This is a genomic window from Microbacterium sp. sgz311019 (assembly GCF_056135325.1).
Window position 1 is genome coordinate 65,357 of the sequence record NZ_JBWAXO010000007.1, and the last position, 26,536, is coordinate 91,892.

The 26,536-nt window shown below is 71.6% G+C and carries 23 protein-coding genes; 10 read left to right on the top strand and 13 right to left on the bottom strand.

What is annotated here, in order from left to right:
- Positions 1–89: 89 nt before the first annotated feature.
- On the bottom strand, positions 90–1,046 hold the full coding sequence (gene dapD, locus AC0NZN_RS12480) for a 2,3,4,5-tetrahydropyridine-2,6-dicarboxylate N-succinyltransferase (protein WP_474592631.1): 957 nt from the start codon (positions 1,044–1,046) through the stop codon (positions 90–92).
- An 82-nt stretch (positions 1,047–1,128) separates the two neighbouring features.
- Between dapD and dapE the strand changes: the two genes are divergently transcribed.
- The 3 genes from dapE (at position 1,129) to AC0NZN_RS12495 (ending at position 3,693) form a co-directional block, all read left to right on the top strand.
- Entirely contained in the window at positions 1,129–2,205 is a 1,077-nt protein-coding gene (gene dapE, locus AC0NZN_RS12485; protein ID WP_474592632.1) for a succinyl-diaminopimelate desuccinylase, read from the top strand.
- Entirely contained in the window at positions 2,187–3,416 is a 1,230-nt protein-coding gene (locus AC0NZN_RS12490; protein ID WP_474592633.1) for a hypothetical protein, read from the top strand. Before dapE ends, AC0NZN_RS12490 begins: the two co-directional genes overlap by 19 nt.
- Positions 3,417–3,519: 103 nt before the next feature.
- Positions 3,520–3,693, top strand: a complete 174-nt coding sequence (locus AC0NZN_RS12495; RefSeq protein WP_474592634.1) for a DUF3117 domain-containing protein — start codon at positions 3,520–3,522, stop codon at positions 3,691–3,693.
- A 71-nt stretch (positions 3,694–3,764) separates the two neighbouring features.
- Here the strand turns inward: AC0NZN_RS12495 and AC0NZN_RS12500 are convergent, their stop codons facing one another.
- Positions 3,765–4,418, bottom strand: coding sequence for an O-methyltransferase (locus AC0NZN_RS12500; RefSeq protein WP_474592635.1), 654 nt, complete (start codon positions 4,416–4,418; stop codon positions 3,765–3,767).
- Between the two features lie 75 nt (positions 4,419–4,493).
- On the opposite strand from AC0NZN_RS12500, the gene AC0NZN_RS12505 reads away from it, so the two are divergent.
- Positions 4,494–4,856, top strand: a complete 363-nt coding sequence (locus tag AC0NZN_RS12505) for a twin-arginine translocase TatA/TatE family subunit (protein WP_474592636.1) — start codon at positions 4,494–4,496, stop codon at positions 4,854–4,856.
- Positions 4,857–4,874: 18 nt separating this feature from the next.
- On the opposite strand, the gene AC0NZN_RS12510 is transcribed toward AC0NZN_RS12505, so the two are convergent.
- From AC0NZN_RS12510 to AC0NZN_RS12520, 3 genes are read right to left on the bottom strand one after another with little or no spacing between them, the layout of a single operon-like run.
- Complete coding sequence (locus AC0NZN_RS12510) at positions 4,875–6,029, bottom strand: Mrp/NBP35 family ATP-binding protein (protein WP_474592637.1); 1,155 nt, start codon at positions 6,027–6,029, stop codon at positions 4,875–4,877.
- Positions 6,026–6,571: a DUF1003 domain-containing protein gene (locus AC0NZN_RS12515; RefSeq protein WP_474592638.1), complete on the bottom strand. Its 546-nt coding sequence runs from the start codon at positions 6,569–6,571 to the stop codon at positions 6,026–6,028. The genes AC0NZN_RS12510 and AC0NZN_RS12515 overlap by 4 nt, the downstream gene beginning before the upstream one ends.
- Entirely contained in the window at positions 6,571–7,845 is a 1,275-nt protein-coding gene (locus AC0NZN_RS12520; RefSeq protein ID WP_474592639.1) for a magnesium transporter MgtE N-terminal domain-containing protein, read from the bottom strand. Before AC0NZN_RS12520 ends, AC0NZN_RS12515 begins: the two co-directional genes overlap by 1 nt.
- Before the next feature lie 111 nt (positions 7,846–7,956).
- On the opposite strand from AC0NZN_RS12520, the gene AC0NZN_RS12525 reads away from it, so the two are divergent.
- The gene (locus tag AC0NZN_RS12525) at positions 7,957–8,634 is read left to right on the top strand and encodes a YflT domain-containing protein (protein ID WP_474592640.1); all 678 of its coding nucleotides are present in this window, start codon (positions 7,957–7,959) and stop codon (positions 8,632–8,634) included.
- Positions 8,635–8,681: 47 nt separating this feature from the next.
- Positions 8,682–9,362 carry an alpha/beta hydrolase family protein gene (locus AC0NZN_RS12530; protein WP_474592641.1) on the top strand — a complete coding sequence of 227 codons (681 nt, stop codon included), beginning with the start codon at positions 8,682–8,684 and terminating at the stop codon, positions 9,360–9,362.
- Between the two features lie 48 nt (positions 9,363–9,410).
- On the opposite strand, the gene AC0NZN_RS12535 is transcribed toward AC0NZN_RS12530, so the two are convergent.
- The 3 genes from AC0NZN_RS12535 to AC0NZN_RS12545 all read right to left on the bottom strand — a co-directional run bounded on the left by AC0NZN_RS12535 (position 9,411) and on the right by AC0NZN_RS12545 (position 13,719).
- The gene (locus AC0NZN_RS12535) at positions 9,411–11,165 is read right to left on the bottom strand and encodes a gamma-glutamyltransferase family protein (protein ID WP_474592843.1); all 1,755 of its coding nucleotides are present in this window, start codon (positions 11,163–11,165) and stop codon (positions 9,411–9,413) included.
- 68 nt (positions 11,166–11,233) lie between these two features.
- On the bottom strand, positions 11,234–12,667 hold the full coding sequence (locus AC0NZN_RS12540) for an aminopeptidase P family protein (RefSeq protein ID WP_474592642.1): 1,434 nt from the start codon (positions 12,665–12,667) through the stop codon (positions 11,234–11,236).
- 38 nt (positions 12,668–12,705) lie between these two features.
- Entirely contained in the window at positions 12,706–13,719 is a 1,014-nt protein-coding gene (locus tag AC0NZN_RS12545; RefSeq protein ID WP_474592643.1) for an endonuclease/exonuclease/phosphatase family protein, read from the bottom strand.
- A gap of 126 nt (positions 13,720–13,845) precedes the next feature.
- On the opposite strand from AC0NZN_RS12545, the gene AC0NZN_RS12550 reads away from it, so the two are divergent.
- Positions 13,846–14,712 carry a PHP domain-containing protein gene (locus AC0NZN_RS12550; RefSeq protein WP_474592644.1) on the top strand — a complete coding sequence of 289 codons (867 nt, stop codon included), beginning with the start codon at positions 13,846–13,848 and terminating at the stop codon, positions 14,710–14,712.
- A 39-nt stretch (positions 14,713–14,751) separates the two neighbouring features.
- On the opposite strand, the gene AC0NZN_RS12555 is transcribed toward AC0NZN_RS12550, so the two are convergent.
- Positions 14,752–15,141: an SHOCT domain-containing protein gene (locus AC0NZN_RS12555; protein WP_474592645.1), complete on the bottom strand. Its 390-nt coding sequence runs from the start codon at positions 15,139–15,141 to the stop codon at positions 14,752–14,754.
- 144 nt (positions 15,142–15,285) lie between these two features.
- Complete coding sequence (locus tag AC0NZN_RS12560) at positions 15,286–16,797, bottom strand: DEAD/DEAH box helicase (RefSeq protein WP_474592646.1); 1,512 nt, start codon at positions 16,795–16,797, stop codon at positions 15,286–15,288.
- Positions 16,798–16,978: 181 nt separating this feature from the next.
- Here AC0NZN_RS12560 and AC0NZN_RS12565 point away from each other — a divergent pair, with 181 nt between their 5' ends.
- The gene (locus tag AC0NZN_RS12565) at positions 16,979–17,692 is read left to right on the top strand and encodes a ferritin-like fold-containing protein (protein WP_474592647.1); all 714 of its coding nucleotides are present in this window, start codon (positions 16,979–16,981) and stop codon (positions 17,690–17,692) included.
- A gap of 15 nt (positions 17,693–17,707) precedes the next feature.
- Here AC0NZN_RS12565 and AC0NZN_RS12570 read toward each other — a convergent pair whose 3' ends face one another.
- A complete protein-coding gene (locus AC0NZN_RS12570; RefSeq protein WP_474592648.1) occupies positions 17,708–17,995 on the bottom strand; it encodes a GlsB/YeaQ/YmgE family stress response membrane protein in 288 nt (95 codons plus the stop codon).
- Between the two features lies 1 nt (position 17,996).
- Entirely contained in the window at positions 17,997–18,221 is a 225-nt protein-coding gene (locus AC0NZN_RS12575) for a DUF3107 domain-containing protein (RefSeq protein WP_474592649.1), read from the bottom strand.
- Between the two features lie 150 nt (positions 18,222–18,371).
- Between AC0NZN_RS12575 and AC0NZN_RS12580 the strand changes: the two genes are divergently transcribed.
- Together AC0NZN_RS12580 and AC0NZN_RS12585 are read left to right on the top strand one after the other, a co-directional pair.
- Entirely contained in the window at positions 18,372–21,632 is a 3,261-nt protein-coding gene (locus AC0NZN_RS12580) for a PD-(D/E)XK nuclease family protein (RefSeq protein WP_474592650.1), read from the top strand.
- Positions 21,629–25,075, top strand: a complete 3,447-nt coding sequence (locus AC0NZN_RS12585) for a UvrD-helicase domain-containing protein (RefSeq protein ID WP_474592651.1) — start codon at positions 21,629–21,631, stop codon at positions 25,073–25,075. Before AC0NZN_RS12580 ends, AC0NZN_RS12585 begins: the two co-directional genes overlap by 4 nt.
- Here AC0NZN_RS12585 and AC0NZN_RS12590 read toward each other — a convergent pair.
- Positions 25,009–26,529: a protein kinase family protein gene (locus tag AC0NZN_RS12590; RefSeq protein ID WP_474592652.1), complete on the bottom strand. Its 1,521-nt coding sequence runs from the start codon at positions 26,527–26,529 to the stop codon at positions 25,009–25,011. The two genes, AC0NZN_RS12585 and AC0NZN_RS12590, sit on opposite strands and share 67 nt — an antisense overlap.
- Between the last annotated feature and the right edge of the window lie 7 nt (positions 26,530–26,536).

The following is a 26,536-nucleotide window of genomic DNA, read 5'->3' on the forward strand; positions in this document are numbered from 1 at the left end:
CTGATCCGACGATAGCGCCTCATCCGCGTCCGTCGTTCTCGCTCGGATGCTCTGCGGGGGCGCCTCGCGAGGCGCAGGGCGGCGTGTCGTCAGGCGTGCAGGGCCTCGTTGAGGGTCACGCCGACGCCGGCGCGTCGCACGGCCTCGATCGCGCCCGTCAGCGAGTTGCGGCGGAACAGGATGCCGGGCACGCCCGAGAGCTCGGCGCCCTTCACCGTCGGCTGCGAGCCGTCGGCGCGCGGAGCCTGGTCGGCGAGCACGATCTTCGAGCCGGCCGTGACATACAGGCCGGCCTCGACGACGCAGTCGTCGCCGAGTGAGATGCCAACGCCCGCGTTTGCGCCGAGCAGTGCGCGCGCGCCGATCGAGACACGGTGCTGCCCGCCGCCCGACAGCGTGCCCATGATGGATGCGCCGCCCCCGATGTCGCTGCCGTCGCCGACGACGACGCCCTGCGAGACGCGTCCCTCGACCATGGAGGCGCCGAGCGTGCCCGCGTTGAAGTTCACGAAGCCCTCGTGCATCACGGTGGTGCCGGGGGAGAGGTATGCCCCGAGCCGCACACGGGATGCGTCGGCGATGCGCACGCCCGCCGGCACGACGTAGTCGAGCAGTCGCGGGAACTTGTCGAGGCCCTGGATCTGGATCCCCTCGCGCGCGAGCTCGGGACGCAGGCGGGCGGCGTCATCGGGATGCATCGGACCGGCGTTGGTCCACGCGACGTTCGGGAGGTGGCCGAAGATGCCGTCGAGGTTCACCTCGTTGGGGCGCACCAGCCGGTGCGACAGAGCGTGCAGGCGGAGATAGGCGTCCGGAGTCGACGTGGGGGCTGCATCCAGGTCCGCCTCGACCGCCACGACGTCCACACGCACGCGCCGCCGCTCATCCGCGACGGCGAGTCGGTCGAGGTTCTCCGGGGCGATCACGGGGTCGAGCCCGAGCGGCAGGCGGCCGATCGTCGGCTCGGGGAACCACGTGTCGAGGATGGCTCCCGCGTCGGTCGTCGTCACCAGGCCCCAGCCCCACACCCATCGCTCGTCGCTCATGCCTCCAGGCTACCGAGCGCGGCGACGGGACTCCGATCCGATGACGGAGAGAGGCCTGAGGACCCGCCGATAGACTCGGACGATGCCGCGCCTCGATCTGTCCGCGTCCAGCGTGTCTCTCACCCGGGCGATCTGCGACATCCCGAGCGTCTCCGACGACGAGAAGACCCTTGCCGACGCGATCCACGAGGCGGTGAGCGCGCTGGCTCACCTCGAGGTGTTCCGGGACGGCGACACGATCGTCGCGCGCACCGACCTCGGTCGCGCGCAGCGCGTCGTGATCGCAGGTCACATCGACACGGTGCCGATCAACGGCAACGTGCCGACGCGCGACATCGAGATCGACGGCGAGCCGTACCTCTGGGGCCGCGGCACGGTCGACATGAAGGCGGGCGTCGCCGTGCAGCTGAAGCTCGCCGCCGAGCTCGCCGAGCCGCGTGTCGACCTCACGTGGATGTGGTACGACCACGAGGAGGTCGAGGCCGACCGCAACGGCCTGGGGCGCCTCGCTCGGGACCGGCCCGACCTGTTCGCCGCGGACTTCGCGATCCTGGGCGAGCCGTCCAACGGTCAGGTCGAAGGCGGATGCAACGGCACGATGCGCGCTGTGGTCCGCACGCATGGCGTCCGCGCGCACAGCGCCCGCGCGTGGGTCGGCGAGAACGCCATCCACCGCGCCGCGCCCATTCTCATGCGGCTGTCGGAGTACCGCCCCCGTGAGGTGACGGTGGACGGGCTCGCCTACCGTGAAGGCCTCAACGCCGTCGCCATCCGCGGAGGCATCGCCGGCAACGTCATCCCGGACCTCTGCGAGGTCGAGGTGAACTACCGGTTCGCGCCCAGTCGCTCGGTCGAGGCCGCCGCCGCGCACCTGCGTGACGTGTTCGCCGGCTTCGAGGTCGAGATCACGGATGCCGCCGAGGGCGCGCGTCCCGGCCTGGACGCGCCGCTCGCGCAGGAGTTCCTCGCCGCCGTCGGCGCCGAACCCCGCCCGAAGTACGGGTGGACGGATGTCGCCCGGTTCTCGGCCCTCGGCGTACCCGCCGTCAACTACGGTCCCGGCGATCCCCAGCTGGCGCACCACGACGAGGAACGGGTGCCGCTCGCCCAGATCGACGCCGTCGAGCGTGGACTGCGGGCATGGCTGACGGCACGCTGACCCGCGAGGGTCCAGGCGCGCTCGAACGCGTCTGGCAGCGGCCTGCCCTTCGCATCGCGATCCTCTACATCGCCGCCCGGGTCCTGACCACGCTGTTCTTCTTCGGCGCATCGGCGCTGTCCGGCCCCGCATCCCGTTTCGGACTGCACGCGGCTTTCGGAACCCTCGTGATGGGCTGGGATGCGCAGTGGTATTGGTTCACGGCCGAGAACGGGTACCCGTCCACGATCCCGGTGAACCCCGAGGGACTGGTCACCGAGAACCAGTGGGCGTTCCTGCCGCTGTATCCGTACCTCGCGAAGCTCGTCGGCATCCCGCTGGGCGGCTGGCCGATCGCGGCGGTGCTCATCTCACTCGTCGCGGGCTACCTCTCCGCGCTCGTGCTGTACCGCATGCTCCGGATGAAGCTGGATGCCACGGCGGCGACGTGGGCGGTCGTCCTCTTCGTGTCGGGTCCGCTGGCCGCGCTCTTCCAGATCGGCTACGCCGAGGCCCTCTTCATGCTGTGGCTCCTCCTCGCGCTGTGGCTGCTGATGCGCCGGCACTACGGGTGGCTCTACCTGCTGATACCGCTCATGGGCTTCACGCGTCCCGGCGTCCTCGCCTTCGCGCTGACCCTCGGCCTGTTCGGCATCTGGCGGTGGCTCACCCGCACGCGCGAACCTCTCCGGGCGCGCGAGATCGTGCATATCGTCGCGCTCGCCGCCCTCGCGACGGTTGTGGGCTTCGCCTGGCAGGTGATCGCCGGGATCGCGACAGGGGATCCGAGCGCTTACCTGCGCACCGAGCTGGCCTGGCGCAGGAACTGGATCCCGGATTCGACGAGCAGCTTCTTCCCCTTCGACGGCTTCGTCGTCGGTGCCCACTTCTGGTCGGGCGTGTGGGGCTGGGGCGAGTACGGGGGATATGTCTTCCTCGCCGCGGCTGTCGTGGCGATCGCCGCGCTCCTGCTCTTCGAGCCGCACGTGCGGCGGCTCGGTGTCGAGCTGCGGCTGTGGTCGGCGAGCTACCTGCTCTACCTTCTGGCGGTCTTCTTCCCGCAGTCAAGCATCTTCCGGCTGCTGCTTCCCCTCTCCCCGCTGTGGGGGGCGGTCGCCGCGCCGAAGTCGACGGCGTGGCGCGTCGGCGTTCTCGTCGCCTGCATCGTCGGCCAGTGGTGGTGGATCTACAACATGTATGCGCTCGCCAACACCTACTGGCAGATTCCCTAGCCGGAATACGTCCGGATTCTCCCCCGGGAACCCGCCGCGATTTCTGGCCTGTCAGTGACAGACGATAAACTTGATCCAGACCAGCGACGAAAGGGAGCCAAGCATGGCAGCCATGAAGCCGAGAACCGGAGACGGGCCGATGGAGGCCGTCAAGGAGGGCCGCCTCATCATCGTGCGTGTGCCGCTCGAGGGCGGCGGTCGTCTCGTCGTCTCTGTGAACGACGCCGAGGCCAAGGAGCTCTACGACGTGCTCGGCGAGGTCGTCAGCGCCGCCTGAGCACCTCCTCGATCACGGGAAGGCCGGTCTTCGGACCGGCCTTCGTCGTCTGAGCGGGACGGCGTCAGCGGTCAGGCCGAAAGAAGCGTGGTGAGCTGCAGCAGTCCCTCGGCGACGGTCGACAGCGCTCCGACGACCGCGGGCGAGTTCTGCGTCTCGGTGATGAGCGACCGGTACGCGGTCGTGATCGGATCCCGCCGCACCGGGTCGGCGACCGCGCCGCCGACGAGCACGCGCGGCACGAGGACGGTGCCGCCCGGACGCACGAGCCTCAGGCCGTGCTCCACATACTCGATGACGCCGTCGGGGTCGGCGTCGACCAGCACGATGTCGTAGGACGCCTCGTTCATGCGGGGCAGCACGTCGGCCGCGCGTCCCGCGATGAACCGGGAGCGGGCCGGAGCGATGCGGGCGTCCGCGAAGGCCTGCCGCGCCGCGGCGAGGTGCTCGGGCTCGGTGTCGATCGTCGTGAGGATCGCCCGCGGGGCGCCGTGCAGCAGCCACAGGCCCGAGATGCCGGCGCCGGTGCCGATCTCGACGATGTTCAGGGCTGCGGATGCGGCGGCGAGCACCGCGATCTGCGCGCCGACCGGTGGACTCACGGGCGCGGCGCCGAGCTCGAGAGCGTGCGCACGCGCTCGAGCGATGTGCTCCGGCTCGACGATCGCTTCGCGTGCGAACCGATCCTTCGCGCCGTCCACCGCCTGCGTCGCGTTCTCGCCCATATCCCAGACCTCCGTGCGAAAGCCTACGCGTGCGCAGGTTCGGCCAACGCGCGGCGCGGCGGGTAACCTGAACTCATGATTTTCGGGATCACCATCGAGAAGCTGCTGGTGATCGGTGTGCTCGCCGCGTTCCTGGTCGGACCCGAGCGCCTGCCGAAATACGCGGCGTCTCTCGCGCAGCTGACGGTGCGCGCGCGCGAGTTCATCCGCGGCGCCCGGGACCGCGTCAAGGACGAGATGGGCGAGGACTTCGACGACGTCGACTGGCGCACGCTCGACCCCCGCCAATACGACCCTCGGCGCATCATCCGCGAGGCGCTCCTCGACGATGCCCCTGTGGCGCCGGTCGCGACGGCGACGGCGGCCGGCCCCGCTGCGGCCACGATCGAGACGTTCGTTCCCGGGGATGTGCCGCCCTTCGACGCCGAGGCGACCTGATCCCCGCCGACCTCGCTCCTAGCGGGGCGTGACCGGGAGCGACCGGCCCGCGAGGCCGCGAGGTCGCACCGACAGTCGCCCCGCGAGCTCGATGATCGCGCGGGCTGCTGCGTCGTCCGGGTCGGACACGACGACGGGGATGCCGGCATCCCCGCCCGCCCGCAGCGCCGGGCTCAGGGGCACCTGGGCGAGCAGCGCGACGGTTTCCGCGGCGGTGGAGAGCGTCGCCGCCACCCGTTCGCCGCCCCCTGATCCGAACAGGTCGACGACCGTCCCGTCGGGAAGGGTCATTGCGGCCATGTTCTCGACGACACCGATGACGTGCTGTCCGGTCTGACGTGCGACGAGCCCGCTGCGGACGGCGACGTCGGATGCCGCGGCCTGCGGCGTCGTCACGACGAGCACTTCCGCGTGGGGGAGGAGCTGGCCGACCGAGATCGCGACGTCACCCGTACCGGGGGGCATGTCGAGGAGCAGGACATCGAGGTCGCCGAAATGCACGTCCGTCAGGAACTGCTGGACGGTGCGGTGCAGCATCGGCCCGCGCCACGCGACCGCCGCGTTCTCGTCGCCCTCCCGGAGGAACATCCCGATCGAGATGGTCTTCACGTCATAGGCGACCGGCGGCAGGATGAGCTCGTCGATGCGCGTCGGCTTGATCGTGCGGCCGGTGTCGTCGACGAGCCCGAGCAGGGCCGGGATCGAGAAGCCGTGCACGTCGGCGTCGACGAGACCGACGGCGAGACCGCGACGCGCGAGCGCGACAGCGAGGTTCGCGGTCAAGGTCGACTTGCCGACGCCGCCCTTGCCGCTCGTCACGGCGATGACGCGGGTCAGGGACTCGGGACCGAAGGGGATCGTGCGCGCGCGGGAGCCGCGCAGCCGCTCGGTCAGCTCGCGCCGTTCATCCGGGGTCATGACGCCCACGGTGAGGTCGACGGCATCCACTCCCGCCACCGACGCGGCGGCCTCGCGCACGTCGCGCTCGATGCGCTGCGCCGCCGGACAGCCGACGATCGTCAGTGCGATGCCGACGTGCGCCGTGCCGTCGTCGACCCGGATGTCCCGCAGCATCCCCAGATCGGCGAGTGGGCGCCGCAGCTCGGGGTCGGAGACGGCTCCGACGGCAGCGCGGACGGCGTCGCCCAGCACGGCGTCGCGCCCTGCGGTCACGCCGCTCCTCCGGGCCGCTCTACGGCCACCGCGCGAGCGTCGCGCTCGTCCAGCTGATCGAGCAGACCGCGCAGCTCCTGGCGGAGCGTGTCCTTCGTCACGACCTCGCCGGAGACCTCGGTGAGGGCCATGCGCAGCGCGACGATCTCGCGCGCGAGGTATTCCGTGTCGGCGAGATTGCGCTCTGCGCGCTGCCGGTCCTGCTCGATCTGGACGCGGTCGCGGTCGTCCTGGCGGTTCTGCGCCAGCAGGATGAGCGGTGCCGCGTAAGACGCCTGCAGCGACAGGATGAGGGTCAGCAGCGTGAAGTTCGTCTTCGCGGGGTCGTACTGCAAGGCGGGCGGCGCCCAGATGTTCCACGTCAGCCACACGGCCACGAAGATCGTCATCCCGATGAGGAACCCCGAGGTGCCCATCGCGCGCGCGAAGGCCTCGGAGAAGCGGCCGAACCGGTCGCTGGATTGCTGCTGTGCGTTGCGGCTCAGCATGCCCGAGCGCCCGCGGGGCGCGTCGAGCGAGGGCTGTCGGGTCTGGCGTGCCATCAACGGCCCCCCGTTCCAGTCGTGGGCGCGGCATCCACCTCTTCCGCATCATGCGTGCGCCAGTCGTCGGGCAGGAGGTAGTCGAGGACATCGTCGACGCTGACCGCGCCGACGAGCCGGTGCGCCTGGTCGATCACGGGAAGCGACACGAGGTTGTAGCTCGCGAGCAGGCGCGCGACCTCAGCGGCCGACGAACTGGCGAGCACGGGGTCGAGGGTGTCGTCGATGATCGCGCCGAGCCGCTCGTGCGGCGGATAGCGCAGCATGCGCTGGAAGTGCACGGTGCCGAGCAAGCGGCCGGTGGGCGTCTCGTACGGCGGCAGTGTGACGAACACGGCGGCGGCGAGCGCCGGGTGCAGCTCGTGACGACGGATGAGGGCCAGCGCCTCGGCCACCGTCGCATCGGCGGACAGGACGATCGGCTCCGGCGTCATGAGACCGCCCGCGGTGTCGGGTCCGTACTTCAGGAGCGCACGGACGTCCTCCGCCTCCTCCGGCTCCATCAGCTCGAGGAGCTGCTCGCTGCGCGCCTCCGGCAGCTGACCGAGGAGGTCGGCCGCGTCATCCGGCTCCATCGCATCCAGGATGTCGGCGGCGCGCTCGTCGCCCAGCTGCTCGAGGATGTGCATCTGCTCATCCTCGGGCATCTCCTCGAGGGCGTCCGCGAGACGGTCGTCGGGGAGCTCCTCGGCGACCTCGATGAGCCGATCCTCGGGAAGGTCGAGGAGGGTGTTGGCGAGGTCGGCGGGCTTCAGCTCGCTGTAGGTCGCGACCAGCTGTTCGGCCGACTGGGCCTCGCCCGGATCCTGACTCTCGCGCACCTCCGACCAGGAGGCGAACGTGGTGGGGCCCTTCGCGAACGGGGAGGCGCTCGTCTTGGGCTTGCGCAGGAACAGCTGACCCACGTCCCACTCGCCTGTGCGACTGCGCTCGATCGCGACATCCTCGATGACGGCCTGCGTGCGGTCGGCGAGGAAGACCTTGCGGCCGACCAACTCGGCCATGACGCGCACCTCGCCGCCGCGCTGCTGAAAGCGGCGCACGTTGATGAGTCCCGTGGTGATGACCTGCCCCGTGGCGATCGAGGTCACGCGTCCGATCGAGACGAACACGTTCCGACGGCCGGGGATCTCCACGACGAGGCCGATGACGCGCGGCGGATCGGCTTTTCGGTAGATGACGACGACATCCCGGACCTTGCCGAGCCGGTCGCCCGCGGGGTCGAAGACCGAGCACCCGGACAGGCGCGCGACGAAAACCCTCTGCGTACTCACGGAACCAGCGTAGTGCGCGGCTCACGGGCTCCAGGTGCCTGTGACCGGTCCCCGCATGTTCACCGGGGCAGTCGATCGGGCCGGTCCGGGCGTCCATGGGAGGATGGGGGGATGACGATGATGGGTGGATCGCCGAACGCCGCCGAGGCGGGGGAGAGCATCGCGAGCTTCCCCACCTACGAGGCCGCACAGAAGGCCGTCTCCACCCTCATCGCCGGTGACATCCCGGCCAAGGAGATCGCCATCGTCGGGTACGGACTGCGCTCCATCGAGCGGGTGACGGGCCGCCTCGGCTATGCGGCCGCCGCGCGTTCCGGCGCGATCAACGGCGTGCTGTTGGGTCTGCTCTTCTCGGCGATCTTCGTGCTCGGCAACAGCTCGGTGCCGATCCAGGCGTTCGTCGGCGTGCTGTTCGTCGGCATCGCGATCGGCATGCTGTTCTCGCTCCTCACGTACGCGATGATCCGCCGCCGGCGCGATTACGCCTCCGTCATGCAGGTGGTCGCGGACCACTACGACGTGACCGTGCGGCCTGACAGCATCCATCGCGCGCGCCAGGTGATCGGAGCGCAGGGGCTTCCCGTCGAGCATCCGACCATTCCCTCCGAGCCGCCGGTTCCCCCCGCGAACGCGGCGCCGTCGGTGCGGCCGGGTCCGGGGACACCCGCCGTGCACGCCGAGCCGCCGCGCTACGGCGAGAGGGTGTCGCCGGAGGGTGAGGCGCATGCGGACGGTGAGCAGTCGGATTCGAAGGCCGATGACGGGCCCGGTCCGCACTCGGAGGACTGACGCGCGACGTCGGGGGTGTCGCACACGATCTGCGGCATGATTCGAGGGTGGACCGTGAGACGCCGCTGAGCCTGACCGTCACGCTTCCGGCCGGAGAAGCGGTCGTGGCCGCCCTCCTCGCCCTGCCTGAGAAGCCGTGGGCGGCGATCGGCATCGCGCACGGCGCGGGCACACGCATGGATCACCCGTTCGTCGTCGGATTCGCGAGCGCCATGGCGGCGCGCGGCGTCGCGGCGATGCGGTTCAACTTCCCGTACTCAGAAGCCGGTCGGCGGATGCCGGGCCCCGCAGCGCACGCCATCGCCACGTGGGCGGCGGTCGACGCCGCGTTGCACGAGGCCGTTCCCGGCGTGCCGGTCGTCGCGTCGGGCCGATCCTATGGCGGACGGATGGCCTCGATGGCGGCCGCGGACGGCACGATCGAGCCGGCGGCTCTCGTCTACCTCGGGTACCCGCTGCATCCGCCGGGACGACCCGAGAGCCCGCGCATCGAGCACCTTCCGTCGATCACGGCGCCCCAGCTGTTCCTGTCCGGGGAGAGCGATCCGTTCGTCGACCCGCACGAGCAGCTCGAGCAGGCCGTCGCGTCCTGTCAGGACGCGGTGCTGGAGTGGGCGCCGGGCGGGCACGGGTTCGAGGTGAAGGGACGGAAGATCGCACCTGTCGACCTCGCCACCCAGATCGCCGGGCGCGTGGAGCGCTTCCTTCGGAGCCGCCTCGCCGTCTGACGCTCCACCGCATCTCGTGATCCTCGCCTCAGCGGCCGGCGCCGCATCTCAACGGCCGGCAGCGTAGCCGAGAGCCCCGCGCGGATTGGCGGCGGCCCACAGCTGCCCCGTCGCCCGGTCGATGCCGACTGCCGAGAGGCGACCGAGCGACCAGTCGCCCGACACCGCGACGTCGTGCCCCCGGCCGCGCAGTTGCGCGATCACCTCGGGGCCGAGCCGGCCCTCCGCCACGACCCCTGCGGGGGTCCAGGTGCGCGGCCAGAAGGAGTCGATGAGCGCCGTGGTGTGAAAACTCGGAGCGTCGATGGCCTGCTGAGGGGTGTAGCCGCCGACGAGCATGCGCAGCAGAGCCGGCAGCTGCCACTGCTCCTGCTGATCTCCGCCGGGCGTGCCGATGGCCATCACCGCCGCCCCGTCGCGCAGCACGAGCGTGGGCGTCAGGGTGGTCCGCGGACGCGCCCCCGGCCGGAGCGCCGAGGGCGCGGACTCGTCGAGCCACATCATCTGCAACCGGGTGCCCAGGCAGAAGCCGAGCGACGGGATCGTGGGCGACGACTGCAGCCACCCGCCCGACGGGGTCACGGCGACGATGTTGCCCCAGCGGTCCACGACGTCGATGTGGCACGTGTCGCCGCGGGTCTCGCCGCTGCTCTGGACGGTCGGATCACCCGTGCCCTGCACCGTGGGCTCTCCCACACCCAGGGAGTCGTCGTCGCCCGCTGCGACATCCGAGCGCAGCGGCGGGTGGAACGGTGTGCGCCCCTCCGGGTGGCCGGGGCGCCACGCGCGAGACGCCGTCTCGCCGAGCCCGGCACGGCGAGCGGCGATGTAGGGGTCGGCGAGCAGGTCGTCGACCGGCGCGCCGTCTCCGAAGTGCGCGTCGCGATCGGCGAGCGCGAGCTTCAGCACCTCGACGACCGTGTGCGCGCCGAGTCCCGTCGACGGGTCCAGCGACGCATCGGGAAGCGGATCGAGGATGCGCAGAGCCTCGAGCAGCGCGGGTCCCTGCGACCATGACCCGGCCTTCGCGACGACGTGTCCACGGAACGGGGCGGTCACGGCATCCTCGAATGCGGCGCGGAAGCCGGTGACGTCCTCCGGGCGGATGACGGCGGCGTGATCGGTGCCCGACGAGTGGCGGTGCGGCGTCGCGAGGAACGCGGACGCCTCCGTCCCGACGAGCGCGGCCCACAGGTCGCGCGCCGCGTCGATGCCCGCGACGCGATCGTCGTGGCCGAGGGATGCCGCGACCAGCCTCTCCAGCACGTCGGCGTAGGCAGCGTTGCGCACGAGGTCGCCTTCGGCGGGGACACGTCCGCCGGGAGTCCACAGGGCGGAGGAGGTCGTCCAGTGGTCGGCGAACAGCTCGGCCACGCGAGCGATCGTGGCCGCAGCGCTCGCCGAGAGGGGAACGCCGGTGCGCGCGTACTCGATCGTCGGTCGCAGCACGTCTTCGAGCGTCGCCGTGCCATGATCGCGAAGCAGCAGGAGCCAGGCATCGACGGCGCCCGGGACCGCCGCCGCGAGGCCGCCGGCGCCCGGCACGAGGTCGAGTCCTTCCGCGCCGTAGTGGTCGATCGTGGCGCCGGCGGGTGCGGGACCCTGGCCCATCAGGACGACGGGTCGTCCGGGCTCGGCGGCCGTTGCGAAGATCCCGACCAGGTCGCCACCCGGGCCGTTCAGGTGCGGCTCGACCAGGTGGAGGGTGAAGCCGCCCGCCACGACCGCGTCGAACGCATTCCCGCCGCGCTCCAGGACTCCCTGGGCGACTCCGGTCGCGATCCAGTGGGTGGACGCCGCCATCCCGAACGACCCGGTGAGGGTCGGACGGGTGGTGAAGGCGTCGGGGGCGGTGAAGGTGGCCGGCACGCTCACGCGGACGCAGCCGCGATCCAGGCCTCGACCTCATCCGCGGTGCGCGGGATGCCCGCCGAGAGATTCACCGGACCGTCGGCGGTCATCAGGATGTCGTCCTCGATCCGGACGCCGATGCCGCGGAGCTCCTCGGGCACGGTGAGGTCGTCGATCTGGAAGTACAGTCCGGGCTCGATGGTGAAGATCACTCCGGGCTCGAGCAGCCCGTCGTAGTACATCTCGCGGCGCGCCTGTGCGCAGTCGTGCACGTCGAGGCCGAGGTGGTGGCTCGTGCCGTGGACCATGTAGCGGCGGTGCTGGCCGCCGCGGTCGGCATCCAGCGCCTCCTCGGCGGTGACGGGCAAGAGGCCCCACTCCGCCACGCGCTGAGCGATGACCTCCATCGCCGCGGCGTGCACATCGCGGAATCGCACGCCCGGTCGTGCCGCCGCGAACGCGGCGTCGGCGGCCTCGCGAACCGTCTCGTAGACCCGCCGCTGGACATCGGTGAAGCGGCCGGATACGGGGAGCGTGCGAGTGATGTCGGCGGTGTACAGGCTGTCGACCTCGACGCCGGCATCGATGAGGATGAGGTCGCCCGGCATGACGGCGCCGTCGTTGCGTGTCCAGTGCAGGTAGCACGCGTGCGGACCGGATGCCGCGATCGTGTCGTAGCCCTCGCCGTTGCCGTCGCTGCGCGCGCGGCGGTGGAAGACGCCCTCGACGACGCGCTCGCCGCGCGGGTGCTCGAGTGCGGCGGGCAGCTCGCGCACGATGTCGTCGAAGCCGGCCGCGGTGACTTCCACGGCGAGCCGCATCTGCTCGATCTCGTACTCGTCCTTGACGAAGCGCAGCTCGGACACGAAGCGCGTGAGCGCGTCGTCCTCGCCCACGACCAGGTCGCCGTCGCGCGATTCGAACCGGTCGATGTGTGAGGTCGCGACGCCGAGATCGACGGCGACGGCGTCGAGCGCCGCACGCGGGCCGATCCAGAACTCGCCGATCGAGGCGTCCGAGTAGAACTCCGACGTCGTGCGGTCGGCGCGCTCGCGGAAGTGGAGGGTCACGTCGTGACCGCCCTCGCGCGGCTCGAACACGAGCACCGCGCCGGGCTCGGAGTCCGAGCCCCAGCCGGTCAGGTGCGAGAACGCGGAGTGCGCGCGGAACGGGTAGTCGGTGTCGTTGCTGCGCTGCTTCGGCTCGCCGGCAGGGATGACCAGTCGCTTTCCCGGGAACGCCTCGGAGACGCGTGCACGGCGCGCGGCGGCGAAGGATGCTTCGGCCCGGGGGAGCGGGGCGGACTCGGGGCGGACGGCCCAGCCGGACGAGATCGTGTCGAGGAACCCCTGCGGGAAGGGCTGCCGACGATTCGTGTTCGGGTCGGGGGTCGACTCGGTGGTCTGCGTTACCTGTGCCGTGGGTGCGCTCGTGGCGCCGTCGCCTGCGTTCATCCCTCCATCCTCGCACTCCGTGAGGGAGGTGCCGCGAGTCAGCCCGTCGCGGGCTCGAGCTGGACGACGAGCGGGCGGTGGTCGCTCCCCGAGCCGTCCAGCGAGCGGAGCACGACGGACCCGGTGGGACGCCAGGCGGTGGTGGTCATGACATGGTCGATGGGGGAGCCGAGCAGCGCAGGCATCGAGCTCGGCCAGGTGCCCACTGCTCCGTTGCCCGTGCGGCTCGCCGCATCCGTGCACCTGCCGAGGGTCGCGTCCTTCACGCCGAGTCCGCTCATGTGGTCGAGGGTCGCGTTGAAATCGCCGGCCATGATGACGTCGGCCGACCCGCACTGGTCGGCGAGCCATCGCAGATCCGACTGCCACCGGGCGACGTATGCGGCGCGGGGGGCGACGGCGTGGGCGGCCACCACGACCGGGCCCGTTCCGCTCACGGGCATCGCGACGACGCTCGGCACGGTCGAGGTGCCGGTCGAGCCGTTGACGGAGGACGCCACGACCGAGTAGTCGCCGAGACGCGGAGAGATGAGCAGCGTCGTGGAGCTCGCATCCCATCCGTGCTCGCCGTACTGCGTGTGGTACGCCCACATGCGGTGGTTCATCGCTCGCATCGCGAGCGCGACCTTCTCGCCGGTCTCGATCGTCGTCTCGGGCAGCGTGACGATGTCGGCATCCATCGCCACCGCCGTCTGGGCGATCGTCTGCGCGCCCGTGGCGGCGCCCGCGGTGTTCCAGGTCAGCACCCGGATGCTCTTCGCGCCCTTCGCGGGCAGCGCGTCGGTGCCCATCCCGCGGCTCATGAGGACCAGCCCGCCGCCGACGGCGGCGAGGCCCACGACGGCCGCGAGCGCGAGCGCGATGGGGCGCACCGGACGGATGATCGCGAAGAGCAGGAGCACGAGGCAGAGTCCGACGCACACGCCCACCCCGATGCCCCGGAAAGCGACCGCCTGGGCGAACGGATACGTGCGCTCGAGCTTCAGCAGCTGCGGCCAGGTGAGCACCAGGGCAGCGGCCGCGCACACGAGCGCCACGATGATCCCCGTCACACGCAACACTCTCGCGACTCTATGCGAGGAGCCTGGAGATGTCGTGAGCGGAGGTGGGGTGCGGCATGGATGCGGCGCCCCGCCGCAGGTCCGCATGGCCGTCGTGCGGGCCGATACGCTCGGAGGATGGTGGCGGCGGCGCGGAGGTTCGAGGGGCCGAGCGATCTGCACCTCCACTCGGCGATCTCGGACGGCACGGAAGCGCCTGCGGACGTCATGGCGGCGGCCCATCGTCACGGTCTGCGCACGGTCGCGCTCACCGACCACGACACGACCGCCGGGTGGGCGGAAGCGGCCGAGGCCGCGATGTCGCTCGGCATGACGCTTCTGCCCGGCATGGAGCTGTCTTCCCGCTGGGAGTGGCGGAGCGTCCACGTTCTCGCGTACCTCTTCGATCCCGACGACGAGCCGCTGCGCGCGCTCACGGAGCGCATCCGCGCCTCACGGCTCACCAGAGCACAGGAGATGGCGGCGCGCATCGGGCGCGACTACGACCTGACGTGGGCCGACATCGCCGCCCAGACCTCGGACGGCGCGACCGTCGGCCGCCCGCACATCGCCGATGCGCTCGTCGCCCGCGGCTACGTCCGCGATCGGGCGGAGGCGTTCGGCGGCATCCTCAGCCCTCGCGGCGACTACTACGTGGCGCTCTACGCGCCCGACCCGGTCACCGCGGTCGCCCGCGTCGTGGGTGCCGGCGGAGTCCCGATCATCGCCCACCCCGCCGGGCGGGCGGGCGTGCTGCCGCGGCCGCTCGTGAACGACATGCTCGACGCGGGTCTCGCCGGATTCGAGCTCGGCCACCGCGAGAACACGGCGGAGGGGATGCGCATCCTCGGCCGTCTCGTCGCCGACCGCGACCTCATCGTCACCGGCTCGAGCGATTACCACGGCCACGGTAAGCCGAACCTCCCCGGCGAGAACACGACCGACGACGCGATGGTCGCGCGCATCATCGATCGCGCGCGCGGAAGCGCCCCCGTCTACCCGTAGGCGGACAGGGGCGCTCCGGAACGAGCTTCTCGGCTCAGGTCAGCTCAGCGCCTTGGCCTTCAGCTGGTCGAACTCGGCCTGCGTGATCGTGCCCGCGTCGAGCAGGGCCTTCGCCTGCGCGATCTGGTCGGTCGCGCTCGACGAGCCTGCGACCTGCTGGATGTAGGCATCCTGCTGCTTCTTGACCTCGGTCGCCTGCTTCATGCCGCGCTCCGCCATGCCCCGGCCGCGCGCGATCAGATAGATCAGCGCGGTCAGGAACGGGACGAAGATCAGGAAGATGATCCAGACGGCCTTCCACCAGCCGTTGAGAGAGTGGTCGCGGAACAGATCCGTCAGGATCGAGAACAGCACCATCAGGTAGACGATGAAGAAGAACGACCAGAGGAAGATCCAGATGATGTCCCCGAGGTTGGACCCAAAGCCCATTGACACTCCTAGTTAGAAGGGCGCTGCGTCGAGGGCAGCGTCCGGACGCTGAATCAGCGCCCGATAGAAGTGATTATGGCGTGACGGTGAGGCTCCGTGCATCACATCCGTCTCGACGTCGGATGCCGGGGCCCGACAGGCGGATCAGGCCGCGGTGCCGCCGTCAGGACGAGGGGCGCGGCGGCGGCGACGCCGACGGGGGGCCGGGTGACCGTCGTGATGCTCCTTGCCCGCGCCGTCGTGCGTGCCGACGCCGTCACCGGAGTCTGCGCGCTCGCCACCTGCCGCCGATGCGGCGACCTCGGCCGCCACGGGCTTGTCGCCTTCGAACGTCGAGCCGACCCGCTCGCCGCCGCGCGAGCGACGGCGACGACGGCGCGTGCCGCCGGGGGTCGTGTCCTCCGCCGCGGCCTCGGACGCGCTCTGCGGTGCGGAGCGTTCGCGACCCTCGGGCTTGGCGGCCTTCGGCGCGCTCGCGATGCGGCCCTTGGTGCCTGCGGGGATGTCGAGGTCGCTGAACAGATGCGGGCTCGAGGAGTAGGTCTCCACGGGCTCGGGCTGGCCGAATTCGAGCGCGCGGTTGATGAGGGCCCATTTGTGCAGGTCCTCCCAGTCGACGAAGGTCACCGCGATGCCGGTCTTGCCCGCGCGGCCGGTGCGGCCCGCGCGGTGCAGGTAGGTCTTCTCGTCGTCCGGGATCGTGTGGTTGATGACGTGCGTCACGTCGTCGACGTCGATGCCGCGGGCCGCGACGTCCGTCGCGATGAGGACGTCCCGCTTGCCGGCCTTGAAGGCCGCCATCGAGCGCTCGCGCGACTCCTGGCTCATGTCGCCGTGCACGGCGGCCGCGTTGAAGCCGCGGTCGCCGAGCTCGTCGACGAGCCGCTGAGCGGCACGCTTCGTGCGCGTGAAGACCACGGTCTTGCCACGACCGTCGGCCTGCAGGATGCGCGCGATGACCTCGTCCTTGTCGAGGGAGTGCGCGCGGTACACGAGGTGGCGGATGTTCGCCTGCGTGAGGCCCTCGTCGGGGTCGGTCGCACGGATGTGGATCGGATTCGACATGAAGCGGCGGGCCAGCGCGATGATGGGGCCGGGCATCGTCGCGGAGAAGAGCTGGGTGTGCCGGACGGCAGGGATCTTCTGGAAGATCTTCTCGATGTCGGGCAGGAAGCCGAGGTCGAGCATCTTGTCGGCCTCGTCGAGCACCACCTCGGTGGCGTGGGACAGGTCGAGCAGGCGCTGGCCGGCGAGGTCGATGAGACGACCGGGCGTGCCGACCACGATCTGCGCGCCCGCCCTCAGCTGCTCGATCTGCCCCTCGTACGCCTTGCCGCCGTAGATCGCGACGACGCTCGTCGAGCGGTTGGACGTGAGCATGTCGATGTCCTCGTACACCTGGACGGCGAGCTCACGGGTCGGCACCACGATGAGCGCCTTGACGCCGGGTTCGGGCTCGAGACCCAGGCGCTGCACCACGGGGATGCCGAAGCCGAAGGTCTTGCCGGTGCCCGTCTTGGCCTGCCCGATGATGTCCTGGCCGGGAAGGCCGAGGGGGATCGTCTGCTCCTGGATGGGGAAGGCGTCGACGATGCCGCGAGCGGCGAGAGCGTCGACGATGTCCTGGTCGACGCCGAGGTCGGCGAAGGTCGTCACGATATGAACCTGTCTGTGCGATGAGGGCGACGGCGGGCGTCGCGGAAATGGATCCACGCCCTTCATCTGCGCAGGCGCGGGGCCCCGATCCGACGTCGGGACGGCTACCAGGATAGCGGGCCAGCCCGAGAGCGCCCCCTCAGCCCTTCTGGCGGCAGCGCGCGGCTCTAAGGTGGACTCCATGTGGGAATGGCTGCGGCGTCGACGCGAGCCGCGGCGCACCCTCCGCGTACGGTCGCGGGACGAGGTGTCGGACGCCACGCTCGTGGACTTCGCCGAGCTCGCCCCCGACATCGACACGTTCCTCGGCCAGGCCGCGTATCTGCAGCTGGGCTTCTTCGAGACGCTCAGCGAGCTGATCTCGGCAACGCCCGGACTCGCCGACAAGGAAGCGCTCTCGCGCGCCGCGGGTGCGGCTCTCGCCAAGCACGAGAAGCTCGTGGCGCTCATGCGCGCGGGGGGCGACGACCCGACGGCGCTGATGCTCCCGTTCCGCGAGCAGCTGGACGCGTTCCGGGATGCGACGCACGGCATGCGCACGCCGGAGACGATGCTGTCGGTGCACATCACCGCCGGCATGCTCGACGACTTCTACGTGTCCCTCTCGTCGAGCTACGGCGAGCAGGGCCGCGCAGCGGCCGGAATCCTGCGGGCGCCGGACGACAGCGATGGAGTCGTCGCGATCCTGATGCGGACGATCCGGAGCGACCCGGAGTGGGCATCGCTGCTGTCGCTGTGGGGACGGCGCCTCGTCGGCGACACGCTGCTCATCGCCCGTGCCGCGCTCGCACCCGTGCGACTCGACGAAGTCGACGAGAAGAAGGTCGAGCCCGTGTTCACCGAGCTGCTCGCCGCTCATGATCGACGGATGTCGCAGATAGGGCTCGCGGCGTAACGGCTGCGTCCGCGATCAGACGAGGCGGAGCCGGACCCGCTCGGCCCGATCGTGATGCCGACGGCTCGCGGTCAGCGCCGCGACGATCGGGTAGAGGACGAACGGCGCGGCGAAGGAGGCGATCCACAGCCACGGGTTGTCGACGGTCAGGTGCGCCCAGGTCAGGGCGAGCCACACGGCGCCGCCGACGACGGCGCCCGCGATCGGGGTCAGCGCGACCCCCCGCGTCTCCCGGCCGGAGAGCGTCAAGTGGACGAGCGCGCCGACGGCCGCCCCGAACAGCAGAGCCAGCAGGATCTGCATGTCACGCCACGAATCCGACGCGGCGGGACTCCTCGGTACCGAGCTCGACATAGGCGAGGCCCGCCGTCGGCACGATGTAGGTGGCGCCCTTCGCGTCGGCGAAGGTCACGTGCGTCGCCTTGGCGTCCAGCGCGTCGGCCAGCGCCTTCTTGACCGTGTCGGCCGAGTCGTTCGTCTCGAAGTTGAGCTCACGGCCGGTGTTCGCGATGCCGATGCGGATCTCCACGGGGCGGTGCCTTTCTCGATGTCCAACGCGTGCTCTCTGAGCGCGCATCGCCACTCTACGACACGCTCGCAGGGCCCGGCCCCGACGCGGAACGCTCTGGGCGAACGCCTGACGGCCGGTGTCCGAGGCGCGCGCTAGCGTGGCATGCGTATGGACGGCATGGTTCTGGATGCGGCGCAGCGATCGGTCGTCGACCTCGGTGTGCAGGCGTCGGGAGTCGTCATCGGAGCGCCGGGGACCGGCAAGACGTCGGCGCTCGCTGCGCGGGTGGGTGCCCTGCTCGCGGGCGGGCTGCCGACCGACGGGCTGCTCGTGCTCACGCCGACCCGTCAGACGGCGACGGCACTGCGCGACCGGCTCGCGCTCGCGGCCGGGCAGGCGACGGCGGGCCCCCTGGCGCGGTCGCTCGCATCCTTCGCGTTCCAGCTCGTGCGCGCTGCGGCGGTGCAACGCGGCGACGAGCCGCCGCTCTTGCTGACCGCCGGTGACCAGGACCGCATCATCGCGGAGCTTCTCGCCGGTGATGCAGAGGATGCGGCGCGCGCAGGCGACCGCTGGCCGGAGGGCCTCGCATCCCATGTCCGCGCCTCGCGGTCCTTCCGCACCGAGCTGCGGGCGCTCATCGCCGAGTGCGCGCAGCTGCACATCGAGCCGGCCGAGCTGGCCGCGCTCGGATCGGCGTGCGGACGGCCGGCGTGGGTGGCCGCCGCATCCTTCCTGCGCGACTACCGCGACATCATGGGCCAGATGCGGGCCGCTCACCGAGAGGCGGCCGACCTGGTCGCCGAGGCGGCCGCGATCCTCCGCGACGCCCGGCCGGGAGAGGCGGCGGAGCCGCAGCTCGGGCCCCCGGCACGACTGCGCGTCGCGCTCGTCGACGATGCCCAGGAGCTGACCCGCGGAGGGATAGAGCTCATCCGGGCGCTGCGGTCGCGCGGCGTGGCGGTGCTCGCGTTCGGCGATCCCGACATCGGATCGGGCGCCTTCCGCGGAGCGGGCCCGGAGCTCTTCGCCGAGCTCTGCGATGTGCTCGGTCCGGTGCATGTGCTCGACGTCCCGCACCGGGCCGCGGCATCCCTCACCCGCGCCACGCGCACCGTGACGAGCGCCATCGGCGCCGGAGGACGGGTCGATCACCGACGTCCGCCCGGTCCGGAGGAGGACGATTCCGCGCTCCGGACGATCGTCGCGCCGTCGCCATTCGAGGAGGTCGACCGCATCGCGCGGACGGTGCGGGAGTGGCATGTGCTCGACGAGGTGTCATGGTCTGACATGGCCGTCATCGCGCACGACACGCGGCAGGTGGCTTCTCTGGAGGTGGAGCTGGCCGCGCGAGAGGTGCCCACGCGGGCGGCAGGGGTCCAGCGCCCGCTGGGCCGGGAGCAGGTCGTGCGCGACCTCGTCGAGATCGTCCGACTCGGGCTCACCCCGCCGCTCGAGCGCGACCCCGATCGGCTGTCCTCGGCGCTGCTCTCCCCGTTCGGCGGGTTGGATGCGGTGGGCCTGCGACGGCTGCGCGCGCGCCTGCGGCACGCTGCCCTGCGCGAGGCGCAGGCGGACGGAGCCCCACCCGCCCCGCCTGCGCGCGAGCTGCTGCGCGCGGCGCTCGCGACGCCGCTCGAGCTCGGGCTCCTCGGCACGCGGGAGGGGGGGATCGCCGAGCGGCTCGGCGTGACGCTGCAGCGGCTGCGCGAGGACGCTGAGCGCGGGGCGACGATCCACGATCTGCTGTGGACCGCGTGGGACCGCGCGCGCGAGGCCGGCACCGGCAGACGACTCGGCGATGCGTGGCGCGAGCAGGCGGGAAGCGCCGGCATCCTCGCGGCGGAGGCCGATCATGCGCTCGACGCCCTCGTCGCGTTGTTCGATGCCGCCAAGCGCGCCGTCGAGCGGGCGCCGGAGGACGGACCCTGGCCGTTCGTGCACCGCATCCTCGACGGCGACGTGCCCGAGGACATCCTCGCCGCTCCCGACCGCGGACAGACGGTGACCCTGCTCACGCCCGCAGCGGCACTCGGCACCGAGTTCGAGGCCGTCGTCATCGCCGGGGTTCAGGACGGTGTGTGGCCGAACGTGCGCCTGCGTGGCGGCCTGCTCGACACCTGGCGACTCGCCGACGACGTGGCCGCCTGGCGCGCGGGGCGATCCGCTCCCGATGCCCCGGCAGTGCTCGACCGTCGGCGAGCGGTCCTGCACGACGAGCTGCGGCTCCTCGTTCGCGCTGTCTCACGGGCGCGGAGCCGGCTGGTCGTGACGGCCGTGGATGACGACGACCTCGGCGCGAGTCCGCTGCTGTCGTACTTCCCGCCATCCGACGACGACCCCGACGGACCTTCGGTGCCTCAGCATCCGCTCACCCTGCGCGGGCTCGTCGCGCAGCACCGGCGGACGCTGACGACTTCATCGCTGGAGCCCGCACGACGACACGCGGCGGGGCAGCTGTCGCTCCTCGCCGCCGCTCGCGTCGCCGGGGCCGATCCCGCCGAGTGGTACGGCATCGCCACCCCGAGCTCCGACGCTCCGCTGCGGGATCCCGCCCGCGGACCCGTGCACGTGTCGCCGTCGAAGCTGGAGGGCTTCGCGCAGTGCGAGTTGGACTGGGCGGTGAGGGCGCTCGGCGGCGACAGCCGCTCGTCCTCCGCCGGGGTGGGCACGATCCTTCATGCCGCTCTCGAGGAGGTGCCGAGTGGCGCGCTGGCCGAGTTGCAGGCGCTCGTCGACGCACGGTGGGGCGAGCTCGACTTCGAGGCGCCGTGGCTGTCGCAGAAGGAGCACGCCTGGGCGGGCGTCCTCGTCGCCCGGCTCCACGCCTACCTCTCTCGGGTGGCGCGCGAGGGCGGACGGGCGATCGGTGCGGAGGCGCGCTTCCGGATCGGCGTCGATATGGATTCCGGATCCGAGGTGCTCGTGATGAGCGAGGGGGAGAGCCTCGAGGGCCGGCGCATCGCCCTGCTCAGCGGCTCGGTCGACCGGGTCGAGGTGTACCCGCCCGGCGCAGGTGAGGAGGTGCCCGCGCACGCGGGGCGCCCCGACGCGGAGCGCGTGGTCATCGTCGACCTCAAGACCGGGCGCTCCGAGGACCGCGTGTCGGATGCCAAGGTCGTCGAGGACCCGCAGCTCGCCGCCTATCAGCTCGCACTTCTCGAAGGTCATGTGCCGGGCGCGGACCCCGCGGCCAACGCGGGCGCGCGACTGCTCGTCCTCTCGAAGACCCTCAAGAACACGCAGTACCGGCTCGCCCGACAGGAGCCCATGACACCCGAGGTCCGCACGGCCTTCCTGCAGCGGATCGTCGACGTCGCCGTGGGCATGGCCTCGGATTCGTTCGACGCGCACCTCGACACCCACTGCCGCACGGATCGGTTCGCCGTCTGCGGCATCCACACCGTGAAGGCGGTGTCCGCCTCATGAGCGCTGCCTGGGACCGCGTCGCGACCGTCAGCGCCGAGGGCATCGCCGCGGCGCTCGGTCTGCCGGCTCCGACGCCGGAGCAGCGCGCCGTCATCGAGGCACCGCCCGCTCCGGCGCTCGTCGTGGCGGGTGCGGGCAGCGGCAAGACCGAGACGATGTCGGGCCGAGTGGTGTGGCTGATCGCCAACGAGCACGTCAGGCGCGACGAGGTGCTCGGTCTCACGTTCACGCGCAAAGCGGCCGGCGAGCTGGCCGAGCGCATCGACCACCGACTGGCGAGCATCGACGAGTACGCGCGGCGCGGGCTGGTCCCGCACATCGATGCCCTTGCGGCGTCGGGGGAGCTCGCCCGGTTCTGGGCGGGAATGGGGGATGCCGCCTCCCGCGCACGGCGAGTCGCCCTGAGCGCCTACCTCGACTCACTCGCGGTTCGTCTCGGCGTCTCGGCGACCCCCTCCGTCGCCGAGGACGCGCTCCTGCGGCCGCGAGTCGCGACCTACAACTCGTTCGCTGACGCCATCGTGCGCGAGCACGGCGCCCGCATCGGACGCGACCCCGACGCCGCACTCATGAGTCAGTCCGCGTCATGGCTGCTCGCACGGCGGGTGGTGATCGCATCCGTCGACGAACGCCTCGCAGAGCGCGGCGAGGCGTTCTCGACCGTCGTGGACGCCGTGAGCGCCCTGGCCGGCGAGGTGCTCGACAACCGGGCGGACCTCGATCGCCTCGACGCGTTCGCCGAGGACTGGGCGCGTCGCGTCGAGCCGTTCGTGAATCCGCAGCTGCAGAGTCCCGGCGACATCGAGAAGTTCCACGCCGCGATGACCGGCCTCCCGGTGCTCACAGGCCTCGTCCGCGATTACGCGCAGCGAAAGACGATCGAGGAGACGCTGGACTTCGCCGACCAGGTCGCCGGCGCGCTCGACATCGTCGAGCAGTCACCCGCGGTGGGGGAGCAGCTGCGCGAGCAGTATCGCGTCGTGCTCCTCGACGAGTATCAGGACACGTCGGTGATCCAGACCCAGCTGCTGGCCGAGATCTTCCACGACGGCGCCGTGATGGCCGTCGGAGACCCCAACCAGTCGATCTATGGCTGGCGCGGCGCATCCGCCGACAATCTCACTGCGTTCGCAGGCGCTTTCGCCCGGCAGACGGAGTGCGAGCACCATGGACTGATGGTCAGCTGGCGCAACGACGTCGAGATCCTCACTGCCGCCAACAGCCTCGTCGCCGGGACGGCGCACGGCACCGTGCCCGTGGGGGCCCTGCAGTCCCGGCCGGGTGCCGGCGGCGGACGGGTCGCATGCCGCTTCGAGGCGACGATCGACGACGAGGCGGATGCGGTCGCGGAATGGTTCGCGCAGGTCCGTGCTGCGCACGCCGCCGCGTTGGCGGCCGCGGCACGCGAGCGTGCGGACGCCGGCCTGCCGCCCGTCGAGCAGAGGGCCCACTCGGGTGCGGTGCTGTTCCGCGCGAAGCGGCACATGAACACGTTCGCGGATGCCCTGGCGCGACGCGGCATCCCGCACAGGATCCTCGGCCTCGGCGGCCTCCTCTCGACGCCCGAGGTCGTGGATGTGGTCGCGGCGCTCCGCGTCGTGCACGATCCGAGCCAGGGCTCCGCCCTCATCCGGGTGCTGTCCGGGCCGCGATTCGCCATCGGCGTCGCCGATCTCGGAGCCCTGGGTGAGCTCGCCGATGCCCTGTCGCGCCGCGACGGCTCGCTCCAGCCGCTCGAGCCGGAACTCGCCGCGCGCGTGCGCGGCTCGGCCGGGATCGACGAGCAGCTCTCCATCATCGACGCGCTGGAGTTCGTGCGCACGACCCGCGAGGAGTATCGACTGCTCGACGGGTTCACGGCAGAGGGCCTCGCGCGACTCCGGGAGGCGGGGGAGATGTTCTCTCGGCTGCGGCGGGCGGCCGCGCAGCCGATCCCGGATCTCATCCGGCTGATCGAGGTCGAACTCCGGCTGGACGTCGAGCTTGCCGCCAACGAGACGCGGGGCGCGGCGCGGGTCGCCTCGGCACAGCTGCGGGCGTTCCTCGACGAGGTGCGCGGATTCCTGGCCGGCGACGAGCAGGGATCGGTGTCGAGCCTGCTTGCGTGGCTCGATCACGCCGAGGAGACCGACGAGCTCGTCCCGCGCACGGAACCTCCGCAGCCGGGTGTCGTGCAGCTGCTGACGATCCACGGGTCGAAGGGGCTGGAATGGGATGCCGTGGCCGTCGTGCGTCTCGTGGCCGGCGAGCTGCCGAAATCCCCGCGCACGAAGCTCGGCTGGCTCGGCTTCGGGACGCTGCCCTACGCTTTCCGCGGTGACCGCGCCGCGCTGCCTGCCCTCGTGTGGGACGCGCAGGCACAGGCCACGCGCAAGGAGCTCGCCGACGCGATCGCAACGTTCAAGGAGGGGAGCGGCACCTACCAGGAGCAGGAGGAGCGTCGACTCGCGTACGTCGCGGTGACGCGCGCCCGCACCGACCTGCTGCTGACGGGGTCGACGTGGGGAGGGCAGCTGCGGTCGCGGCGCCCGAGCCCGTACCTCGCCCAGATGCTGGATGCCCTGGGCCGCGAGCCGCTGGCCGAGGCCGACCCCGGCGACAACCCGTACCTCGACCGGGGCGGACAGATCCTCGCGTGGCCGCTCGACCCACTCGGTGCGCGCGGCCCGGTCGTGCGGGAGGCGGCGGGCGCGGTGACGGCGGCGATGGAGGCCGGGGATGCTGTCCCCGACGACGAGCTGATCCGCCTCCTCGCGGAGCGCGACGCTCGAGCGGCGGGGACGGACATCGCGCCGCCGACGCGCATCCCGGCATCACGGTTCAAGGACTATGTGACGGCCTTCGATGCGACGGTGCGCGCCGTGGCCCGCCCTGTGCCCGAGCGGCCCTACCGCCAGACGAGGCTGGGCACCCTCTTCCACGCGTGGGTCGAGCAGCGCGCGGAGCGCGCAGGCGTCGGTCCCTCTCCGGACGACGGACTCTGGGAGTCCGACATCGACCAGCCCGACAGCGAGGCGGGAGCCGAGGATGCGGCTGAGCTCGCCCGGCTGCAGGCGATCTTCGAGGCCTCGGAGTGGGGACACCTCGCCCCGCTCGAGGTCGAGGCGGAGATCGACTTCTCGCTCGATGACGGCACTGGTGCGGATCACATCGTGGTGTGCAAGCTCGACGCCGTCTATCGCCGTGGTGGGCGGATCGAGATCGTCGACTGGAAGACAGGCAGGCCGCCCGCCACCGCGCGCGAGCGCGAGGAGCGGATGCTGCAGCTCGCCCTGTACCGCGTCGCCTATCACAAGCGGCACGGCGTGCCGCTCGACCAGATCGACGTCGCCCTGTACTACGTCGGCGACGACCTCGTCCTGCGGGATGACCGGGTCTACTCGGAGTCCGACCTCGCCCAGCGGTGGAGCGCGGCACGGGAGGCGCGCTCCGCGTCCGCCTGATCAGCCACAGGATCGATCTCGTCGGCGCTGATGGGGGCGGCGCTGATGGGGGATGCGCTGGTGGGTGATGGGCTGGTGGGTACCGTGCCGGTGGGTGCTGGGCTGGCGGGTGCCGTGCCGGCGGGTGCCGTGCTCAAAGGGCCCGTGCTCAGGGGCGCGGCACTGGGGACGACGGGCGAGTCGTCGAGGACCTGCAGGGCTGCGCCGTCCGTGGGCCGCATGCCGGCCACGGCGCGCTCGGCGAGTGCGACGAGCTCGGCCGTATCGATCGGCTGCGTGTCGTCGTGCGGCGTCGCGGGGAATGAGGCGGCCGGCGAGTCCGCCGTCATCGTCCTGCCGACCGCGGAATCGGACGCCACCGCGGCGCGGACCACCGCCGCGGTGAGATCGTCGGTCTCCAGGTATTCGGACAGGGACTCGGCGTCGTACGCATCTGTCTGCATCGACGTGTCGATGGTGGCCGTCGCGGCCGGGGCGACCCGGCCCAGGATGGCGAGCGCATCCTCCACATCGGGCTCGGTGTCGGCGACGAGGCTGTCGGCGCTCACTCCGTCGGCGAGCGCGGTCAGCAGCGCGACCCCATCTTCGATGATCTCCTCGTCGTCCTCCTCGACGCCGTGCAGCAGCCACTTCGCGAACTCGAGCTCCGCATACATGCGGGCGCGCGTGCGCAGCCCGGCGTCGGGCGCACGGTGCAGTGCCGCGGCGTACGCCTCGAACACGTCGGCGGCTGCGGTCGGGGCGGAGGATGTCCATCGCAGATCGATCGCGGGATCGCCGACCGCAAGGCCCGACCACTCGAGCAGTGCGGCGATGTGCAGTCCCTGCGGGCCGTCGGCGAACAGGAAGTCGACCGAATCCACCCCGCCGAGGACCACGGATGCCTCGAACCGCCAGAGGTGCGATGCCGCCAGCGCCTGCCGCCAGCGGGTGATGAGGGCCACAGGCGCCCGCCGCGTCTGCTCGGTGCGATCGACGAGCCGAACGACCTCGGCACGCGACTGCTCCGGCGTCAGGGACGTCAGCCCCTCAGTGCGGACGATCGTCGTCGGAAGACCGTGAACGGCGGCGATCGCGTCGCCCAGGGCGGTAGCGGTACCCGGCCCCGCGGGGACGTGCGCCGCATCCACGTGGTAGCCGGGAATGAAGTCCAGGACGACCGCGCGACCCGAATCGAGGTCCGCCTCGCCGAGCAGCTCCGGTGCTGCGAACGGCAGCAGCGCGCGCACGCCGGGGGTGAGAGCGCGCAGTGCCCTCGCCTGGGCTGCGAGCGCGTCGGCTGCCGCATCATCCGTCGACGCCCGCACGATGACGCGGCGTCCGTCGTCCAGTTCGGCGATCGCGGAGTCGTACCTGCCGGTGCCTCCGTCGGTCAGCGCGCCGACGCTCACGACACCCACGCGGGGAAGAGCCGAGGTCACCGACGCCGCTAGAGTGAGAGGTGAGCGTGCCATGCCCCCA

Coding starts and splice junctions, on each gene's coding strand:
- dapD (WP_474592631.1), bottom strand. CDS start 1,046: ATGAGCGACGAGCGATGGGTGTGGGGCTGGGGCCTGGTGACGACGACC.
- dapE (WP_474592632.1), top strand. CDS start 1,129: ATGCCGCGCCTCGATCTGTCCGCGTCCAGCGTGTCTCTCACCCGGGCG.
- AC0NZN_RS12490 (WP_474592633.1), top strand. CDS start 2,187: ATGGCTGACGGCACGCTGACCCGCGAGGGTCCAGGCGCGCTCGAACGC.
- AC0NZN_RS12495 (WP_474592634.1), top strand. CDS start 3,520: ATGGCAGCCATGAAGCCGAGAACCGGAGACGGGCCGATGGAGGCCGTC.
- AC0NZN_RS12500 (WP_474592635.1), bottom strand. CDS start 4,418: ATGGGCGAGAACGCGACGCAGGCGGTGGACGGCGCGAAGGATCGGTTC.
- AC0NZN_RS12505 (WP_474592636.1), top strand. CDS start 4,494: ATGATTTTCGGGATCACCATCGAGAAGCTGCTGGTGATCGGTGTGCTC.
- AC0NZN_RS12515 (WP_474592638.1), bottom strand. CDS start 6,571: ATGGCACGCCAGACCCGACAGCCCTCGCTCGACGCGCCCCGCGGGCGC.
- AC0NZN_RS12525 (WP_474592640.1), top strand. CDS start 7,957: ATGACGATGATGGGTGGATCGCCGAACGCCGCCGAGGCGGGGGAGAGC.
- AC0NZN_RS12535 (WP_474592843.1), bottom strand. CDS start 11,165: ATGGCGGCGTCCACCCACTGGATCGCGACCGGAGTCGCCCAGGGAGTC.
- AC0NZN_RS12540 (WP_474592642.1), bottom strand. CDS start 12,667: ATGAACGCAGGCGACGGCGCCACGAGCGCACCCACGGCACAGGTAACG.
- AC0NZN_RS12550 (WP_474592644.1), top strand. CDS start 13,846: ATGGTGGCGGCGGCGCGGAGGTTCGAGGGGCCGAGCGATCTGCACCTC.
- AC0NZN_RS12555 (WP_474592645.1), bottom strand. CDS start 15,141: ATGGGCTTTGGGTCCAACCTCGGGGACATCATCTGGATCTTCCTCTGG.
- AC0NZN_RS12565 (WP_474592647.1), top strand. CDS start 16,979: ATGTGGGAATGGCTGCGGCGTCGACGCGAGCCGCGGCGCACCCTCCGC.
- AC0NZN_RS12570 (WP_474592648.1), bottom strand. CDS start 17,995: ATGCAGATCCTGCTGGCTCTGCTGTTCGGGGCGGCCGTCGGCGCGCTC.
- AC0NZN_RS12580 (WP_474592650.1), top strand. CDS start 18,372: ATGGACGGCATGGTTCTGGATGCGGCGCAGCGATCGGTCGTCGACCTC.
- AC0NZN_RS12585 (WP_474592651.1), top strand. CDS start 21,629: ATGAGCGCTGCCTGGGACCGCGTCGCGACCGTCAGCGCCGAGGGCATC.
- AC0NZN_RS12590 (WP_474592652.1), bottom strand. CDS start 26,529: ATGGCACGCTCACCTCTCACTCTAGCGGCGTCGGTGACCTCGGCTCTT.